The 16,872-nt window shown below is 71.7% G+C and carries 16 protein-coding genes; 10 read left to right on the top strand and 6 right to left on the bottom strand.

Features of this window, described 5'->3' with window-relative positions; all coding sequences use genetic code 11:
* Nucleotides 1-14: 14 nt before the first annotated feature.
* Complete coding sequence (locus AB0C03_RS25955) at nucleotides 15-1,187, bottom strand: zinc-dependent alcohol dehydrogenase (RefSeq protein WP_030332667.1); 1,173 nt, start codon at nucleotides 1,185-1,187, stop codon at nucleotides 15-17.
* Nucleotides 1,188-1,214: 27 nt separating this feature from the next.
* Complete coding sequence (locus tag AB0C03_RS25950; protein ID WP_051708526.1) at nucleotides 1,215-2,165, bottom strand: SRPBCC family protein; 951 nt, start codon at nucleotides 2,163-2,165, stop codon at nucleotides 1,215-1,217.
* A gap of 238 nt (nucleotides 2,166-2,403) precedes the next feature.
* Between AB0C03_RS25950 and AB0C03_RS25945 the strand changes: the two genes are divergently transcribed.
* The 5 genes from AB0C03_RS25945 to AB0C03_RS25925 all read left to right on the top strand — a co-directional run bounded on the left by AB0C03_RS25945 (nucleotide 2,404) and on the right by AB0C03_RS25925 (nucleotide 7,725).
* Nucleotides 2,404-3,414: a carboxypeptidase regulatory-like domain-containing protein gene (locus AB0C03_RS25945; protein WP_357639409.1), complete on the top strand. Its 1,011-nt coding sequence runs from the start codon at nucleotides 2,404-2,406 to the stop codon at nucleotides 3,412-3,414.
* Between the two features lie 72 nt (nucleotides 3,415-3,486).
* Nucleotides 3,487-4,023: a sigma-70 family RNA polymerase sigma factor gene (locus AB0C03_RS25940; protein WP_210866900.1), complete on the top strand. Its 537-nt coding sequence runs from the start codon at nucleotides 3,487-3,489 to the stop codon at nucleotides 4,021-4,023.
* Nucleotides 4,010-5,218: a WD40/YVTN/BNR-like repeat-containing protein gene (locus tag AB0C03_RS25935; protein ID WP_357639405.1), complete on the top strand. Its 1,209-nt coding sequence runs from the start codon at nucleotides 4,010-4,012 to the stop codon at nucleotides 5,216-5,218. The genes AB0C03_RS25940 and AB0C03_RS25935 overlap by 14 nt, the downstream gene beginning before the upstream one ends.
* Nucleotides 5,219-5,298: 80 nt before the next feature.
* Nucleotides 5,299-5,655: an SCP2 sterol-binding domain-containing protein gene (locus AB0C03_RS25930; protein ID WP_210866898.1), complete on the top strand. Its 357-nt coding sequence runs from the start codon at nucleotides 5,299-5,301 to the stop codon at nucleotides 5,653-5,655.
* A gap of 3 nt (nucleotides 5,656-5,658) precedes the next feature.
* Nucleotides 5,659-7,725 (top strand): amylo-alpha-1,6-glucosidase, encoded by a 2,067-nt coding sequence (locus AB0C03_RS25925; RefSeq protein WP_435823383.1) that lies wholly within the window; start codon nucleotides 5,659-5,661, stop codon nucleotides 7,723-7,725.
* A 30-nt stretch (nucleotides 7,726-7,755) separates the two neighbouring features.
* On the opposite strand, the gene AB0C03_RS25920 is transcribed toward AB0C03_RS25925, so the two are convergent.
* Complete coding sequence (locus AB0C03_RS25920; RefSeq protein WP_357639401.1) at nucleotides 7,756-8,697, bottom strand: helix-turn-helix domain-containing protein; 942 nt, start codon at nucleotides 8,695-8,697, stop codon at nucleotides 7,756-7,758.
* Between the two features lie 94 nt (nucleotides 8,698-8,791).
* On the opposite strand from AB0C03_RS25920, the gene AB0C03_RS25915 reads away from it, so the two are divergent.
* Entirely contained in the window at nucleotides 8,792-9,802 is a 1,011-nt protein-coding gene (locus tag AB0C03_RS25915; RefSeq protein ID WP_357639398.1) for a saccharopine dehydrogenase family protein, read from the top strand.
* Between the two features lie 87 nt (nucleotides 9,803-9,889).
* Here the strand turns inward: AB0C03_RS25915 and AB0C03_RS25910 are convergent, their stop codons facing one another.
* Both AB0C03_RS25910 and AB0C03_RS25905 read right to left on the bottom strand, forming a co-directional pair.
* Nucleotides 9,890-10,396, bottom strand: coding sequence for a hypothetical protein (locus AB0C03_RS25910; protein ID WP_357639396.1), 507 nt, complete (start codon nucleotides 10,394-10,396; stop codon nucleotides 9,890-9,892).
* 33 nt (nucleotides 10,397-10,429) lie between these two features.
* A complete protein-coding gene (locus AB0C03_RS25905) occupies nucleotides 10,430-11,032 on the bottom strand; it encodes a hypothetical protein (protein ID WP_210858438.1) in 603 nt (200 codons plus the stop codon).
* 218 nt (nucleotides 11,033-11,250) lie between these two features.
* Here AB0C03_RS25905 and AB0C03_RS25900 point away from each other — a divergent pair, with 218 nt between their 5' ends.
* Nucleotides 11,251-12,342, top strand: coding sequence for a winged helix DNA-binding domain-containing protein (locus AB0C03_RS25900; RefSeq protein WP_357639392.1), 1,092 nt, complete (start codon nucleotides 11,251-11,253; stop codon nucleotides 12,340-12,342).
* On the opposite strand, the gene AB0C03_RS25895 is transcribed toward AB0C03_RS25900, so the two are convergent.
* Nucleotides 12,339-12,977 carry a TMEM175 family protein gene (locus tag AB0C03_RS25895; protein ID WP_210858436.1) on the bottom strand — a complete coding sequence of 213 codons (639 nt, stop codon included), beginning with the start codon at nucleotides 12,975-12,977 and terminating at the stop codon, nucleotides 12,339-12,341. The genes AB0C03_RS25900 and AB0C03_RS25895 overlap by 4 nt on opposite strands.
* 193 nt (nucleotides 12,978-13,170) lie before the next feature.
* On the opposite strand from AB0C03_RS25895, the gene AB0C03_RS25890 reads away from it, so the two are divergent.
* The 3 genes from AB0C03_RS25890 (at nucleotide 13,171) to AB0C03_RS25880 (ending at nucleotide 16,865) form a co-directional block, all read left to right on the top strand.
* Nucleotides 13,171-13,866 (top strand): DUF4396 domain-containing protein, encoded by a 696-nt coding sequence (locus AB0C03_RS25890; protein ID WP_210866892.1) that lies wholly within the window; start codon nucleotides 13,171-13,173, stop codon nucleotides 13,864-13,866.
* 183 nt (nucleotides 13,867-14,049) lie between these two features.
* On the top strand, nucleotides 14,050-16,662 hold the full coding sequence (gene rph / locus AB0C03_RS25885) for a rifamycin-inactivating phosphotransferase (protein ID WP_210866891.1): 2,613 nt from the start codon (nucleotides 14,050-14,052) through the stop codon (nucleotides 16,660-16,662).
* A 59-nt stretch (nucleotides 16,663-16,721) separates the two neighbouring features.
* The gene (locus tag AB0C03_RS25880) at nucleotides 16,722-16,865 is read left to right on the top strand and encodes a hypothetical protein (RefSeq protein ID WP_210858489.1); all 144 of its coding nucleotides are present in this window, start codon (nucleotides 16,722-16,724) and stop codon (nucleotides 16,863-16,865) included.
* Nucleotides 16,866-16,872 lie beyond the last annotated feature (7 nt).

The raw sequence follows: 16,872 nt of genomic DNA, 5'->3' as shown, positions 1-16,872 counted from the left end.
ACCTCCGCGCCTGGTCAGACCTTGAGCAGCACCTTCGTACAGTCGTCCTGCTTCTTCTGGAAGATCTTGTAGCCCTTCGGGGCGTCGCGCAGCGGCATCCGGTGGCTGACGATGAAGCTCGGGTCGATCTCGCCGCGCTGGATGCGCTCCAGCAGCGGTCGGGTGTAGCGCTGAACGTGGCACTGGCCGGTCCGCATGACCAGCGACCGGTTCATGAACGCGCCCATCGGGAACTTGTCGACGAAGCCGCCGTACGCGCCGATGACCGATACCACCCCTCCGGAGCGGCAGGCCAGGATCGCCTGCCGAAGGGCGAACGGCCGTTCCGTCTCGACCCGCGCGGCCTGCTTGGCCCGGTCGTACGCGTACATGGCGGTGTTGCCGTGGTGGCTCTCCATGCCCACCGCGTCGATGCACGCGTCGGGGCCCCGGCCGGCGGTCATCGCGTTGAGCGTGTCCAGCACGTCGACGGACTCGTAGTTGATCGTCTCGGCGCCGATGTGCTTCTCGGCCAGCCGCAGCCGGTACGGGAACCGGTCGATGATGATGACCCGCTCCGCGCCGAGCAGCCGGGCGCTGGCGGCGGCGAGCAGCCCGACCGGCCCGGCGCCCCAGACGGCGATCACCTGACCGGGTTTGATGTCGCACATCTCGGCGCCCATGTAGCCGGTGGGGAACACGTCGGCGAGCATGACCGCCTGGTCGTCGCTGATCTCGTCGGGCACCTTGATCGGGCCGACGTCGGCGAACGGCACCCGGGCGTACTCGGCCTGGCCGCCCGCGTACCCGCCGAGCAGGTGCGAGTAGCCGAAGATGCCGGCCGGCGAGTGCCCCATGATCTTCTCGGCGATGCCGGCGTTCGGGTTGGAGTTCTCGCAGACCGAGTAGAGGCCGCGCTGGCAGGAGGCGCAGTGCCCGCAGGCGATCGGGAAGGGCACCACCACCCGGTCGCCGGGGGCGAGGTTGCGGACCTGCGGGCCCACCTCCACCACCTCGCCCATGAACTCGTGGCCGAGGATGTCGCCCTTGCGCATCGCGGGAATGTAGCCGTGGTAGAGGTGCAGGTCGGAGCCGCAGATCGCGGTGGTGCTGATCCGCACGATCGCGTCCCGGGCGTTCATGATCTTCGGGTCGGGTACGTCGATGACCTTGACGCTGTCGGCGCCCATCCAGGCGGTGGCCTTCATTATCGGTCCCTTTCGGAGCGTGGACGGTCAGCGACGCGACGGCGGCAGCGGCTGGGCGGGACGCTGCATGGCCTGTTGGCGGACGGAGATGCCGTTGGGGCTGCCCTCGGAGCGGACGACCTCGCCGGTCTCCAGCACCTGCTTGAACCGGCGCAGGTCGTCACGGACCTGCTGCTCGGGTTCCTCGCCGAAGAGCTTCGCCACCGCTCGACCCAGCGCCCCTGCTGGCGGCGCGTAGCGCAACTCCACCCGCACCTCGGTGCCCCGGTCACCGGGGGCGGGCACGAACCGGACCCGGCCGGCGTTGGGCACCCGGCTTCCCGGCAGCGACCGCCAGGTGATCGACTTGTTCGGCTGGTCGTCGATGATCTCGGCGTCCCACTCGACGCGGTGCCCGGCCGGTCCCCTGGCGATCCAGTGCGAGCGGCGCAGGTCGTCGGCGCGGACGGATTCCAGGTGGGCCATGAACCGGGGCAGGTTCTCCATGTCCCGCCAGAACCGGTACGCCTCGGCGGGCGACCGGTTCACCGTCACCGCGATCTCCATCTGGATCACCCGGGCGCGGGCCCGTCGGGCCCGGCCGGTGCGGACGGCGGCGAGCACGTCCACGGCGGTGATGCCGGCGATGGCGAGGGTGGTCAGCGCGACCCGGCGGCGGCGGTCACCAGCACGGTCGGCCAGGGCCCGCCCGAGCACCGCGAGGTCCATCGCGTCGCCGGCCACCCGACTCCAGGCCCAGCCGGCCGGGCGGCGGCCGCTGAGCAGGCCGGCGGCGCTGCCCAACTCCCGCAGGCCGATGGCGGGGAGCACGGACCGGGCGGCCGGGCTGTCGTCCACGCCCGTCATCCGCGCGACAGGACCGGGCGCGGCCAGGGCGCCCACGCCCAGGGCCAGGCTCAGCAGGCCGAGCGCGCGCGGCAACGTCGCCGGCACCGGCCCGTCCAGCTCGGGCAGGAGCACAGTGTCGACACGACTCATGTCCGGTCCTCTCAGGTGGACGTCGCCGCCGGTCCGCTGCCGGGGCGGCGGTGGTCCCGCCCCCGTGACGCTATGTCGTACCGGTGCCGTACGCGCCGGGTTCGGGGGAGAACGTCCGATCCGGGAGGGGGTGGCCGGTTACCCGACCGGCGACGGTCGACATGGCGACATTGACCGAAATGGATCACTGTCTGCGGTTACCGTCGGCCCACCCGTGGCGCCGTCGGAAGGACACCCCATGAGCCGCGCACTCCTGCGCCAGCTGACCGCCACCGCCGCCGTCGCCCTGCTCGTCGTGGAGGCCGCCGCGCCGGCCGCCGCGGCTCCCCCCGGGTCGTCCGCGCCCGGCGGCGTCCGGACGGTGGTGCGCGACGCGACGAGCGGCGCGCCGGTCCCCCGGGCCTGCGCCGCGCTCGTCCCGGTGGACGCCGCGGCGTTGGCGGCGGTCACCCTCGGCGAGGATCAGCTCGGGCGGTACGGGGGCTGCGCCGACGAGCAGGGTGTCCTGGTGACCGGCGATGTCGCACCGGGGCGGTACCGGCTGCTGGTGCGCCCCTACGACACGACGACGCACGGCTGGCAGTGGGTCGGCCGGCACGGCGGCACCGGTGAGCGCGAGCGGGCCCGGGTGGTCCAGGTGCGCGCCGGCGCGGTGACCGCTGTGCCGGACGTCCGACTCGACCCGCCCGGCACCGTCGTCGGGGTGGTGACCGACGCGGCGACGGGCGCGCCGGTCCCCCGCGCCCGGGTCATGGTGGTGCCGTACGTGCCGGATCCGAAGTACGGCGACCACGGCCCGACCACCGACGACGACGGCCGCTACACGATCACCGGTCTCGGCCCGTACCACTGGCCGGTCCAGTTCGCCGCCGCCGGCCTGGCGACCGTCTGGTCCGGTGGGGTGGGCAGCCGGCAGCAGGCGCGTCCGGTGCGGGTACGCGCCCAGCAGACGGCGACCCTGAATCAGGCGCTGCCCGCCGGGACACCGCTCAGTGGGGCGGTACGGGTCGACGAGTTGCTCACCTACGCCCAGGTGATCGCGTTCGACGCGGCCACCGGGGACCTGGCCGGTGTGGCGGACGTGGGCAGCGGTTACGACCTGCGCCTGCTCCCCGGGCAGCGGGTGAAGCTGCGCTGCGACTGCGCGTACGCCCCGCCGGTCTGGCACCGCGACGCCGCCGGCTTCGACGCCGCGGCCGGCGTGCGCGTCGGGCGGGCCCCGGTCGTGGTGGACTTCAACCTCGACTGACAGGGATTCTGGCCAGCCACCGGAACCTTCTCCCCGGCCCGTTGGTGGGAGTGGTGGAGAAGGGAGGTGGCGGTGTCCGACGGCGATCTGATCTCCGAGCTGTACGCCGGCTGTTTCCGGCGCCTGGTGGTCCAGCTGTACGCGGTGACCGGCGACCTGACCGAGGCGCAGGAGGCGGTTCAGGAGGCGTTCACCCGTGCGCTGGTGTCGCCGGGGCGGTTCGCCGGGCTGGACAACCCGGAGGCGTGGTTGCGTCGGGTCGCGGTGAACTGGGCCCGCAGCCGGTACCGCCGCCGTCGGGTGCTGGACGGGCTGCTGCGCCGGATCGGCCCGCCGCCGGCCGTCGCCGACCACTCCCCGGAGCACCTCGCCCTGCTCGCCGCGCTGCGCGTGCTGCCGGAGGGGCAGCGGCAGGCGCTGGCCCTGCACTACCTCGTCGACCTGCCGGTGGACGAGGTCGCCGCCACGCTGGGCGTGTCGTCCGGGACGGTGAAGTCTCGGCTGTCGCGGGGCCGGGTCGCCCTGGCGGCGCTGCTCGCCGACACCGACGACACCACCACGGGGGAAACCGACGCTACCCAAGCCGGGAGGATCGATGTCCAATCGTAAGTTCTCCGGATTCGACCTGGACACGATCACCGAGGCCGTGTCGCAGCCGCCTCTCGACGAGCTGCACGCCACGGCCCGGTCCCGTCGACGCCGGTCGGTCGGGGTGGTGGCGACCGCGTTGGTCGCACTGGTCGGGCTGGCGGTCGTACCGATGGTGTCCGGGCCGGAGCGGGCCACGCCGGCCGAACCGCTGCCACCGTCGGGTGGGTCGGTCAGCCAACTCACGCTGACCGGGCCGACCTCCGGGGTCGACGTGCGCCACGACGGCTGCGTGGTGCGCTTCGCGTACACCGGCGACGGCGGCCGCAGCTGGTCGGACTGGGACGCGGCGCGCTTCGAGGGCACCAGGTGCGCGGCCGGCACGGCGGCCGGGACACCTGGCAGTGGCACCGACTTCTCCGTCCTCGGTGAGCGGTCCTATCTGGTCACCGACTCGGGGGTGACCCACCTGTCCACCGACTACGGCCGCACCTGGCGCGACGGCAACTCCGCGATCGTTGCCGTGCCGGCGTTCCCGGTGACGGCTCGGCCGGTGCTCTGTGGGTTCGGCTGTGGGCCGGTGGCGGAGCCGCTGGCGGTGGATCCGTCGAGCGGAACGGTGTACCGCCTCACCGCCGCGGCACCGTCGTGGCGTCCGCTGTTCAGCCTCTACCCGGCGGCCGACGGCAGCATCTGGGCCACCTACCGGATGGGAGGCGCCCAGGGATCGACTGTCGCCCGCAGCGCCGACCGGGGCGCGACCTGGACCAGCTGGGAGGTGGGTGACGACGCCGGGGTGATCACGGCGGTCGGGCTGAACGACCGGGAAGGGTACGTGTTGACCGAACCGTCGGCCACCGGTGGCGGGGTGCGGCTGTTGCGGACCACTGACGGCGCGAAGACCTGGACGGACACCGGCGCCGAACTGTCGAATCAGATCCACTACGACCTCACTGTGGGGTCGGACGGGTCCCTGCTGGTGACCACGCCCGGTGGAGGCACCGAAACCGACCGTCGCGCGCGGCTGCTGGTCAGCCGGGACGACGGGCGGCACTTCACAGTCGCCCGGGAGTACGGCCAACTCGTCGGTTCGGTCAGCGTCGCGCCCGGCTTCGCCTGGCTCTTCGCTAGCGACGACGGCTCGACAGGCGAGCCGGACCACGTCCTGATCACCACGGACGGGAGCACCTGGACCCGCTTCGCGCTCGCTCCCTGAACCACTGGTGCCGCCCGGTGTTAGGAGTTACCCGAACCGGGTAGCCGGCATCGGCTGCAACCAGCGCCCGAGGAGGTGGGATGTCGGAGACCAGCGACTTCTTCGAGCGGTTGGCGGCCGCCTGCCAGGATCCGCGGTTCAGCAAGGTCCGTGGGAGCGTCCGGTTCGACATCCGAGACGGCGGCCGTCTGGAGCAGTGGCTGCTGAACATCGACCATGGTCAGATGCGGGTGATCAAAAGTGGTGGTCCGGCCACCACCGTGGTCAAGGTGTCGGCGCAGGTCGCGGACGCGATGGCGCGGGGCGAGGTGAACGGGCTGGCGGCGATCACCCGGGGCGAGATCATCGTCGACGGAGATCTCGCCCTGGCGTTGCGCATCGGGCGGCTGTTTCCGCGAGCGTCTGGCCGGCCCGACGATCCTGACAGTGGGGCGTGACCGGTGAGGGACATCGCGGGCACCGTGGCGTGCATCGACGGGAACACCTTCATGGTCTCCGACGCCAGCGGGGACGTGGAGTCGTCCCCGAGCACCCCGGTCGGCCTCTTCGCCGCCGACACGCGCTTCCTGTCCCGCTGGCGGCTCACCGTCGACGGTGAGTGCATGACGGCGCTGTCGGTGGACGACAGCCAGTACTTCGAGGTGACGTTCTTCGCGGTGCCGGGTCGGGCGGTGGACTACGTGGAGGCGGACGTGTCGGCCATCCGGCGGCGGCGCATCGGCCCGGACCTCACCGAATCGCTCACGATCTTCAACTACGGCGAGGAGGACATGACGCTCGACGTGCGCCTGGAGGTGGAAGCGGACTTCGCCGACATCTTCGAGATCAAGTTCGACATCGAGGAGAAGGCCGGCACCTACTACACCAAGGTCGGCAGGAACGAGTTGCGCCTGGGCTACCGGCGGGGCACCTACCAGCGTGAGGTTGTCGTGTCGGCGAGTGAGCCCGCGCAGTTCGACCCGGGCGGCCTTCGGTTCGCGGTCCGGCTGCGCCCGGGGCAGCAGTGGTCGACCCGGTTGCAGGCCGTCATGCTGGCGTTGCGTCCGGACGGTGTCGACCTGCGCTCCGCCCTGCGGGTCCAACGGCCGGACGACTCCACCCTGCCCACGAGCATGCGGGACTGGGTCGCGGCGGCCCCGACCCTGGACACCGACAGCGTCGGCCTCCAGCAGGTCTACCACCGCAGCCTCGTGGACCTGGCGGCGCTGCGCTTCGCCCCGCTGTCGCTCGGCGGCGCGAGCGTGCCCGCGGCCGGGTTGCCCTGGTTCATGACCCTGTTCGGCCGCGACAGCCTGTTGACCTGCTTGCAGACCCTGCCCGTCACCCCGTCGCTGACCCCACCGACGTTGCGGATTCTCGCGTCGTTGCAGGGCGCCCGGACCGACGACGTGTTGGAGGAGGACCCGGGCCGGATCCTGCACGAGTTGCGCTACGGAGAGTCCGCCGCGTTCGAGGAGCAGCCGCACTCCCCCTACTACGGCACTGTGGACGCCTCACCGCTGTTCGTGGTGCTGCTCGACGAGTACGAACGGTGGAGCGGCGACAGCGCGCTGGTGTTGGAGTTGGAGCAGGAGGCCCGCGCGGCGCTGACCTGGATCGACAGGTACGCGGACCTGACCTCCACCGGCTACGTCTGGTACCAGCGACGTAACCGGGCCACTGGCCTGGACAACCAGTGCTGGAAGGACTCCTGGGACAGCATTTCCTACGCCGACGGGCGGCTGCCGGGCTTCCCGAGGGCGACCTGCGAAACCCAGGGGTACGCCTACGACGCCAAGATCAGAGGGGCGCGGCTGGCCCGTACCGTGTGGGGTGATCCGGCCTACGCCGAACGGCTGGAGGGCGAGGCGGCGGCGCTGTACGAGCGGTTCAACCGGGACTTCTGGCTTGAGGACCGCGGCTTCTACGCCCTCGCGCTCGACCACGACGGCACGGCCGTGGACAGCCTGTCGTCCAACATCGGGCATCTGTTGTGGAGCGGCATCGTGCCGCCGGAGCGGGCGCCCCGGGTGGTGGAGCACCTGATGGGTCCGGCGCTCTTCTCCGGTTGGGGTGTGCGGACGTTCGCCGACGGGCAGCGCCGCTACAACCCGCTCGGCTACCACAACGGTACGGTCTGGCCGTTCGACAACTCCTTCATCGCCTGGGGACTGCGCCGGTACGGGTTCGGCAACGAGGCGGCCCGCATCGCCGAGGGCATCCTGTCCGCGGCCACCTACTTCGAGGGTCGACTCCCGGAGGCGTTCGGCGGGTTCGACCGTGACACCACCAAGTTCCCGATCCGGTACCCGACCGCGGGCAGTCCGCAGGCGTGGTCCAGCGGGGCGACCATGCTGCTGCTCCGCACCATGCTCGGTATCAACCCACACGAGGACCACCTGGCCGTGGACCCGGCGTTGCCCGCCACCTTCGGGCGGATCGCGCTGCTGGACATCCCCGGCCGGTGGGGCAGGCGCGACGCGTTCGCCCGGCAACGCCCGACCAGCGCTGACGGCACGGTCAGCTGACGGCGAAGCCGGCGCGCGGGCTCTGAAGGATCACCCGGTGGCCCGGAAGGTACGCCGGTAGGCGTCCGGCGGGACGCCGACGGTGCGGTGGAAGTGTCGACGCAACGTCGTGGCGGTGCCCAGGCCGGCTGCCTGGGCGATGGCGTCGATGCTGTCGTCGGTGTTCTCCAGCAACTCCTGGGCGCGGCGGATCCGCTGCGTCGACAGCCACGACAGTGGGGTGGTGCCGGTGGCCGACCGGAAGTGGCGGGCCAGGTTGCGCGAGCTCATGTTCGCCTGCCGGGCCAGGTCCTCGACTGTCAGCGGCCGGTCGAGGCGGGCCAGCACCCAGGGGAACAGGGTGGTGAGCGGGTGGTCGTCGCGGGCGGGTACCGGTGTGGTGACGTACTGGGCCTGACCGCCGGCGCGGTGCGGTGGCACGACCAGGCGGCGCGCGACGGCGTTGGCGACGGTCGGGCCGTGGTCGCGGCGGATCAGGTGCAGGCACAGGTCGATCGCGGCGGCCTTGCCGGCGGAGGCGAGCACGGTGCCGTTGTCGACGTAGAGCACATCCGGGTCGACCCGGACCCGCGGATAACGGGCGGCCAGCGTGTCGGTGTGGGCCCAGTGGGTGGTGGCCCGCAGCCCGTCGAGCACCCCGGCGGCGGCGAGCACGAACGCGCCGGTGCAGAGCGCAACCATCCGGGCGCCCGCCCGGTGGGCCGCGCGGACCGCGTCGAGCAGGTCGGGGGGTACGTCCACGTCGACGTCCTCGACGGACGGGATGATCACCGTGTCGGCGTGGGTGAGACGGTCCAACCCGTCGTCGGGCTCCAGCAGGAAGCGGCCGACGCGGACCGGGCCGGGGCCGCAGACCATCAGGTCGTACCAGGGGTCGGCCAGGCCGGAGGGGTCGTGGGCGAAGACCTCACAGGCCAGCGCCAACTCGAGGTGCAGCATCCCGTCGGTGGCGGCGATCGCGACAAGGGCCATGTCCGAAACTGTACGCGCGTTGGCGTTCCCGACACTGGTCGGTAGCGGGCCGCTGCGGAAGGCTGGGCTCAGTCGATCTTTCGAGGGGGCAGTGATGGGCCACAGCGTGGCGGTGTTCGGTGCGTACGGGCACACCGGACGGTTCGTGGTGACGGAATTGAGCGAACGCGGGTTCGATGCGTTGCCGGTGGGTCGCGACGCGGGCCGGCTGGCGTCTCTCGGACTCCCCTTCCGGGTGGCGTCGGTCGACGACCCGGCCTCGCTCGACGCGGCGCTGACCGGTGTGGACGCGGTCATCAACTGCGCCGGCCCGTTCGCGTCGACCGCCGCCGGGGTGATCGAGGCCGCGCTGCGCGCCGGGATCCCGTACGTGGACGTGGCCGCAGAGATCGAGGCCAACCTCGACACGTTCACGCACTTCACCGAGCGCGCCCGGGCTGCCGGTGTCGCGGTGGTCCCGGCGATGGCCTTCTTCGGCGGGCTCGGCGACCTGCTCGCGACGACGGCCATGGGCGACTGGACGTCGGCCGACGAGGCGCACGTCGCGTACGGACTGAGCAGCTGGCACCCGACGGCCGGGACGGTCGCCGCGGGTGTCGTGTCCCGCGAGCGCCGCGCCGGCCGTCGGGTCCGCTACACCGGGGGCCGGTTGGAGTACCACCCCGGCGGGGAGCTGCCGAGGATGGACTGGGACTTCCCCGCGCCGCTGGGCCGGCGCACCGTCCTCGGCGAGTTCAGCATGGCCGACGTCGTCACCATCCCCCGTCACCTGGTCATTCCCGAGGTCCGGACCTACATGACCGTCGACGCCACCACCGACCTGGCTGCTGGGGCGGCGCCGGTCGCTGTCGACGGGCTGGGCCGGTCGGCGCAGACGTTCACTGTCGACGTCATCGTCCGTCGCGGCGACGCGCGCCGCCGCGTCGTCGCCAGTGGCCGCGACATCTACGCCGTCAGCGCACCCCTGGCGGTGGAGGCGGTCCGGCGCATCCTCGATGGTCAGACGAAGGCGAGCGGGGTCGCCTCCGCCGGTGAGATGTTCGACGCTCCCGACTTCCTGCGCGCGCTGTCGCCGGCCATCCGCGTCGAGCCGGTCAGCGACTGAGGCCCGCCTGCGGCTGACCATCGCCTCCGTTGTCGACGGACGGCCCCCGCTCAGGCGTGGGGGCCGTCCGTCATCGCATTACGTCGGTCAGAGGATCACATTGATTCCGGCGGCCTTGCACGCGGTGCTGATGTCCTTGCCGGCCTTCTCGAAGGCCGGGTTGTCGGCGGCGGTCGCCGGGTCCGCCGCGGCGGCGGCCTTCGCGGCCTCGGCGCCGAAGGCCCGCAGGGCATCGGCCAGCTTGCCGTCGCCGGTGGCGGCGACCGCGCTCACCTTCTGCTCCAGCTCGGTCAGGATCTTCTTGAAGTCCGCCGCCGAGGCGTCGCCGGTGGTGGCGACCTTCACCAACTCGGCCCGCATCTCGTCGTTGGCCTTCTTCACCGACTCGCAGACCTGCTTGTCGTTCGCGCCGCCCGCCGCGGCGGACGAGGCCGGCGTGGCGGCGGCGGAGGTGGCCGCCGAGGACGGGGCCGCGGACGTCGGGGCGGGGGTGGTGGATCCGGCGTTCGTCGCCTTGTCGCCGTCGCCGCAGGCGGCGAGCGCCGTGGTGGCGGCAAGGATCAACAGGGCGGAGGTCAGACGAGATTGCTTCACGGACGCGCACGATAGCCGATGTCCCATCGGTGATCAATTCGCCCGCGACCCTCGTGGTGCGACAGGTCCAGCAGGTCGGGTACGGCGGTAGTAGGACCAGCCGGCCACCGGCAACGCGAACGTCCAGGCCAGCAGGAGCGGGAGACCGATCAGGACACCGGTCGGGGTGAAGATGTCCTCCCGGCCGGGTTCCGACAGGTCAGCGGCGAACTGCCAGGGCAGCGTCGCCGAGTAGCCGATCATCAGGGCGGAGCCGAGCACCGTCGGGGTCAGCGGCACCCACGGCGGAACCCGACGTCCGCGCAGCCACGGCACCCAGTGGGGGAAGACCACACCCCAGTCCTTGATGAGTCCCAGCGCCAGAACCCCGCCGAGTCCGGCGAGGACGCACAGCAGACCCAGGTAGAACGCACCTGCCGGCAGGCCCAGGAACCCGTCGACGGGGTGCTCCCCCACCCCGGGGCCGCGACCGTGGTACCACTCGCGGAACCGGTCGGGATCGGCGAACATCGGGATGCCCAGGATCCACGGCACGTGCAACGGGATGAACCCCAGCACGGGGGCGATCCAGGCCACGTGGCCGGCCCGGCGGGCCCAGGTCGGTGGCGGGGCGGGCGCGGGCGGGTGTCGAGTCACAGTGTCGTCTCCCTGTCTCTGGCCGGGTGTCGGCCTTCCGAGATCACCGTGGCTGAGTGGCGCGACGAACGGATCGCCGCGCGGAGGGAGTCCCCTCCCCCGGCCCGGGGACGCTGTCTGTCCGGCGCCGACAGCACGTCCCGGCGGTGCGCCCCGCTCCGCACGCCGGGCTGCGCGCCTGGACCCACCGCAGACGTCACCGCAACTACTGTGCAGACATGGTCGATCGGCACCAGGTGATGAACTTCCGGGTCCGGGCCCAACAGCTCGACCGGGATGAGGGCACGCTCGCCGACACCGCTGTCCTGGACATCGGGGTGCAGAACACCGGCCCGGACGGCGCCCGGTGGGCGTTGGCGGTGCGCGGGGTCGACGTGAGGGCGCTGTCCGACCGGGACGTGGTCCTGCTGTGGACCGTGCGGGGCGCGCCGCACCTCTACCGCCGCCCCGACATCGCACAGGTGGCGGCCGCTGTCGAGCCCTTCTCCGAGGCCGACGCGGGCAAGCGCGTCTACGACGCCGCGAAGCCGTTGAAGGCCGCCGGCATCGACACTCTCGCGGCCCTGGACGAGATCGCCGCCCGGATGCGGGCCATCGTCAGCACACCGACGGTGAAGGGGGACGTCTCCGGCCGCCTGGCCACGGCGCTGCCCGAGCCGTATCTGCGGTTCTGCCGGCCGTGCGACGCCACGCACCTCTACGAGATGCCGTTCCGTCTCGCCGCCGTGCGGGCCGGACTGGAGTTGCGGCTCGACACCTCACCGCCGGTCCTGCACCGCATCACCAGGTTCCGCAAGGCGGCCGCCGCGGGTGAGAGGTTCGACCTCATCCGCGCGTACCTGCGTCTGCTCGGCCCGGCCACGCCGAAGCAGGTGGCCGACTATCTCGACGCCCCGCTGAAGGATGTCAAGGCACGCTGGCCCGACGACGTGATCGAGGTGACCGTCGGCGGCGAGGTGCGTTCCCTGCTGGCCGTGGACGAGGAGGCGCTGGGGTCGGCCGACGGCACCGGCACCCGCCTGCTCGGCCCATACGACCTCTTCCTGCAGGCCAAGGACCGGGCGACGCTGGTGCCGGACAGCGCCCACGCCAAACAGTTGTGGCCGGTGCTGGGTCGCCCGGGCGCGGTCCTGGTCGACGGCGAACTGGTCGGCACCTGGCGCCCCCGCAAGTCCGGCAGGACGTTCACGGTCGCCGTCCAGCCGTGGCGCCGACTGTCGGACGCCACCCGTAAGGCCGTCACCGGGCAGGCCGAACGCCTCGCCGCGTACCGCGCCGTCTCCCTCAGCGGGGTCGAGTTCGGCAGCTAGGGTGCGCGGTCGTCCTCGCCGTACTCGCCTCGGATGGGCAGGTAGTAGGTGGGCAGGAAACCGGCGATGATGACGACGCCGGCGATCGGCGCGAACGCGCCGACGAGGACGCCGGATCCGATCCAGACCAGCGCGAGGAGGAATCGGCGGCCGATGGCCCGCGCACCGCAGGGGCCGAGGCCGGGGTCCAGCAGTCCGGCGCGGCGCAGGTGAGCCCAAATGATGTTGAACAGGGCCGCCGCCGTCCACAGTGTGCCGCCGTAGACGACGACCGCCGCGCGCAGCCCCTGCTCTGCCCGCAACGCGTCGGCCAGCAGTGAGGTGGAGAACGGCAGGAACGCGATGACCATCAGGAGCAGCGTGTTGAGGAACAGGACGCCTCGGTCGACGTGCCGGACCCGGTCGAACATCACGTGGTGGTTGACCCACACCTGCCCGATGAGCAGGAAGCTCAGCGTGTACGCCAGGTACGACGGCCACAGCGCCCTGAGCCCCTGGACGAGGTGCTCGAAGTCATGCGGCGGTTGGATCTCCAGCACCAGAAGTGTCACGGCGATCGCGAAGACGCCGTCGCTGAAGGTCAGTAACCGGCCCGAACCGCGGGTTAGCCGTGGAATTTCCCTTTTGGGGGGCAAGGCGAAAATTATGCTATAGGTCAGCTTTTCTCGTCGGCGGAGCCGGCCGTCCTGCGCAACACCCGATCCTCCGGCCCGTCCGGGTACGGCGTGACAGACTGCGAGGTGCCCTCGGCCGCCGACGCCGGCCAGCGAATCCCCCCTCACGTTCGGTTCCGGGAGGCCCTGGGAACGGAGTGCGGAGAGGGCGGGGATGCAACCGACGTGGCTCGTGGCGCTCTCGTGGGCGTCCCTCACGGTCGGCGTGGTCAGTTTCGCGATCGTGCTCGCCGACACCTATCTTCGCGGGCACCGCCAGCCGGTCAGGGTCATGGAGATCGTCTGGCTGGTGACCGTCCTCTATGTCGGCCTGGCCGCCGTCCGCCTCTACTGGAACTGGGGCCGGCCCGAGGCGTTCGCTCAGCGTCGGCGGGAGGATCAACCGCGACGGCCCCGCCGGGGCATCGTCGTCACCCACGTGTCCCGCTGTGGCGCCCACTGCGCCCTCGGCTTCGTCGTCGCCGAGGTCGCCCTGTTCGCGGTGAGATTCGACCCGGCGAAGGACCCGCTCTGGGTCGGCTACGCCGGCGACTATCTGGCGGCGGTGACGATAGCCGTGCTCTTCCGGTACTTCGCCGGGCCGGGGCGCGGCCTCGCGAAGGTCGGGAACGCGCTGTCGGGCGTGGGCAGGATCGAGCTGCTGACCATCACCGTGTTCGAGGCGGCGTTGTTCGCGTGGTTGACGGTCGCGCATCACATGTTCTTTCCGGAGCCACCACTGCGACCCGACAACCCGACGTTCTGGTTCCTCGGTCAGCTCGGGCTGATAGCCGGCTTCGTCGCGGCCTGGCCCACCGCCTCCTGGCAGATCGGCCGACGGCTGCGCATCGAGCCGCGCCCCGACGAGTGAGCGCCGCGATCGGCCGCCCACGGTCGGCCGCCCAAAAAACAAGCGGCAAGGAGATCACACTCCCTGCCACTTCTAACGTATATCGCACCTGGGGGCTTGCCGCAAGACCCCGGTCGTGGCGCAGAATCGGCGGCCGGACCAGCACAAACGAGGTGACGGGGGCGCGACGTGGGTGTGTTGTCGATGGGCGAGGACCGCGGCGACCGGGTACCGCTGGTGGATCTTCGAGAGGTGGACGAGACGCAGGTGTCGGTGGTCGGCGGCAAGGCGGCGCACCTGGGCGCGCTGGCCCGGGTCGACGGCATCCGGGTGCCCGCCGGATTCTGCGTGACGACAGCCGCCTTCCGGCAGGTCATGGCGCAGGTGCCGGCGGTCGACGACCAGCTCGAACAGCTGTCGCGGCTGAGCCCGGACGACGCGGAGGCGATTCGGACGCTCAGCGCGGCGATCCGCCGCAGCATCGAGGAGAGCGCGATCCCGGGCGACCTGGCCGCCGCGATCACCGGCGCGCTCGCCCGGTTCGGCGATCGGGCCGCGTACGCCGTGCGCTCCAGCGCGACGGCGGAGGACACACCGACGGCGTCCTTTGCCGGGCAGCAGGACACCTACCTGAACGTGGTGGGGTCGGCGGCGATCCTGCGGCACGTCAGCCGGTGCTGGGCGTCGCTGTTCACCGAGCGGGCCGTCATCTACCGCCTGCGCAACGGTGTCGACCACCGGACGGTTCAGATGGCTGTCGTCGTACAGAAGATGGTTTTTCCGGATGCGGCGGGCATCCTGTTCACGGCGGACCCGGTGACGGGCAACCGGAAGGTCGCGACGGTGGACGCCAGCTTCGGCCTCGGCGAGGCCCTGGTGTCCGGCCTGGTGAACCCGGACGTCTTCCGGGTGCGCGACGGGGAGGTGGTGGCCGGGTCGGTCGCCGTCAAACAGCGCGCCGTCGCTGCCGTGCCCGGCGGCGGAACGCGGGAGGTGGCGATCGAGGCGCAGCGGCGGGACCAGCCGGCGCTGACGCAGGCGCAGGTCCTCCGGCTGGTGCGGCTCGGGCGACGGATCGAGGCGCACTTCGGCCGTCCGCAGGACATCGAGTGGTGCCTGGTCGACGACGACTTCCAGATCGTGCAGAGCCGACCGATCACCACGCTGTTCCCCGTCCCCGAGGCCGACGACCAGGAGAACCACGTCTACCTCTCGGTCGGTCACCAGCAGATGATGACCGACGCCATGCGGCCCCTGGGGCTGTCCATGTGGCAGTTGACGGCCATCGCCCAGATGCGGGAGGCCGGCGGCAGGTTGTTCGTCGACGCCACCGGGCTGCTGGCCTCGCCGGCGAGCCGCGCCAATTTCCTGGAGATGGTCGGGAAGTCCGATCCGCTGACGAAGGACGCGTTGGAGACGCTCCTCGACCGGCCCGGCTTCATTCCGACGACGCCCCCGAGCGGTGCCGGTCCGGCCAGGCTGCCGGCCGGCGGCGCGTCGGTCGAGGCCGATCCGGCGATCGTGCCCGAGCTGATCGCGCGCAGCGAGGCGTCCATCGCCACCCTGCGGCGCGACATCGCGACGGTGACCGGTACGGCGCTGTTCGACTTCCTGCTGGAGGCCTTCCAGGAACACAAGCGGGTCCTCGCCGATCCGCTGAACATGCGGGCGATCATGGCGGGCATGGAGGCCACCTGGTGGCTCAACGACCGGCTGCACGAATGGCTGGGCGAGAAGAACGCGGCGGACACCCTCACCCTCTCCGCCCCCGGCAACATCACCTCCGAGATGGGGTTGGCGTTGCTGGACGTCGCCGACGTGATCCGTCCGCACCCGGAGGTGGTGGCGTTCCTGCAGGACGTCGCGGACGACGACTTCCTCGACGAGCTGCCGAAGGTCGCCGGCGGGGCCGAGGCGCGCGCCGCCATCGAGGCGTACCTCGACCGGTACGGGATGCGCTGCGTCGGCGAGATCGACATCACCCGGCCGCGGTGGAGCGAACGCCCGAGCACCCTCGTGCCGGTGCTCCTCGACAACGTCAAGCTCTTCGAGCCGGGCGCCGCCCGGCGGCGCTTCGAGCAGGGCCGGCAGCAGGCGCAGCGCAAGGCGCAGGAGGTGGTGACGCGCCTGCGGGCGCTGCCGGACGGGGAGCAGAAGGCCGCCGAGACCGAACGGATGATCGACCGGGTACGGACCTTCATCGGCTACCGGGAGTACCCGAAGTACGACATCGTCACCCGCTACTTCATCTACAAGCAGGCCCTGCTGGCCGAGGCCGAGCGGCTGGTACGGGCCGGCGTCCTCACCGCTACCGAAGACGCCTTCTACCTCACCTTCGGGGAGTTCCACGAGGTCGTCCGGTCGCAGCGGGTGGACGTCGACCTGATCCGGCGACGGCGGGACGCGTTCCGGGCGGACCAGGCGCTCACCCCGCCCCGGGTGCTCACCTCGGACGGCGAGATGATCACCGGATCGTACCGGCGCGACGACGTGCCGGCCGGTGCGCTGGTCGGTGTGCCGGTGTCCGCCGGGACTGTCGACGGGCGCGCCCGCGTCATCCTGGACATGGCGCAGGCTGATCTCGAAGCGGGTGACATCCTCGTCACGACCCACACCGACCCCAGCTGGACGCCCCTGTTCGTCGGCATCGCCGGCCTGGTGACGGAGGTCGGCGGGTTGATGACGCACGGCGCGGTGATCGCGCGGGAGTATGGCCTGCCGGCGGTCGTCAGCGTGCTCGACGCGACCCGGCTGATCAAGGATGGGCAGCGGATCCGCGTGCACGGCAGCGACGGGTACGTCGAGATCCTGTCCTGACCGAGGAGGAGGCGATCGCCGCAGGAATGCCGGAACGTGCCGGCATCTCCCATGAACAGATGAACGCGATCGGGCGACCCGCCCGCCCGGAGCACGCGCGGGCCCTCGGCATTCCGCTCACGACCTTCGCGGAGTGGACGCGCCAGTATCTGCGCGACGAGCGGGCCGGCGGGCACCGCGACGTTCGGTCCCTGTGGAGCTGAATCGTCT

The sequence above is a fragment of the Micromonospora parva genome, from assembly GCF_040649675.1.
Taxonomy (GTDB): domain Bacteria; phylum Actinomycetota; class Actinomycetes; order Mycobacteriales; family Micromonosporaceae; genus Micromonospora; species Micromonospora parva.
This window is presented reverse-complemented; position numbering and strand designations above follow the sequence as displayed.

What these genes read in the sequence shown, in the direction of transcription:
- AB0C03_RS25950 (WP_051708526.1), bottom strand. Translation starts at nt 2,165, where the DNA reads ATGAGTCGTGTCGACACTGTGCTCCTGCCCGAGCTGGACGGGCCGGTG.
- AB0C03_RS25880 (WP_210858489.1), top strand. Translation starts at nt 16,722, where the DNA reads ATGAACGCGATCGGGCGACCCGCCCGCCCGGAGCACGCGCGGGCCCTC.
- AB0C03_RS25935 (WP_357639405.1), top strand. Translation starts at nt 4,010, where the DNA reads ATGTCCAATCGTAAGTTCTCCGGATTCGACCTGGACACGATCACCGAG.
- AB0C03_RS25955 (WP_030332667.1), bottom strand. Translation starts at nt 1,187, where the DNA reads ATGAAGGCCACCGCCTGGATGGGCGCCGACAGCGTCAAGGTCATCGAC.
- AB0C03_RS25930 (WP_210866898.1), top strand. Translation starts at nt 5,299, where the DNA reads ATGTCGGAGACCAGCGACTTCTTCGAGCGGTTGGCGGCCGCCTGCCAG.
- rph (WP_210866891.1), top strand. Translation starts at nt 14,050, where the DNA reads ATGGGCGAGGACCGCGGCGACCGGGTACCGCTGGTGGATCTTCGAGAG.
- AB0C03_RS25945 (WP_357639409.1), top strand. Translation starts at nt 2,404, where the DNA reads ATGAGCCGCGCACTCCTGCGCCAGCTGACCGCCACCGCCGCCGTCGCC.
- AB0C03_RS25900 (WP_357639392.1), top strand. Translation starts at nt 11,251, where the DNA reads ATGGTCGATCGGCACCAGGTGATGAACTTCCGGGTCCGGGCCCAACAG.
- AB0C03_RS25890 (WP_210866892.1), top strand. Translation starts at nt 13,171, where the DNA reads ATGCAACCGACGTGGCTCGTGGCGCTCTCGTGGGCGTCCCTCACGGTC.
- AB0C03_RS25915 (WP_357639398.1), top strand. Translation starts at nt 8,792, where the DNA reads ATGGGCCACAGCGTGGCGGTGTTCGGTGCGTACGGGCACACCGGACGG.
- AB0C03_RS25920 (WP_357639401.1), bottom strand. Translation starts at nt 8,697, where the DNA reads ATGGCCCTTGTCGCGATCGCCGCCACCGACGGGATGCTGCACCTCGAG.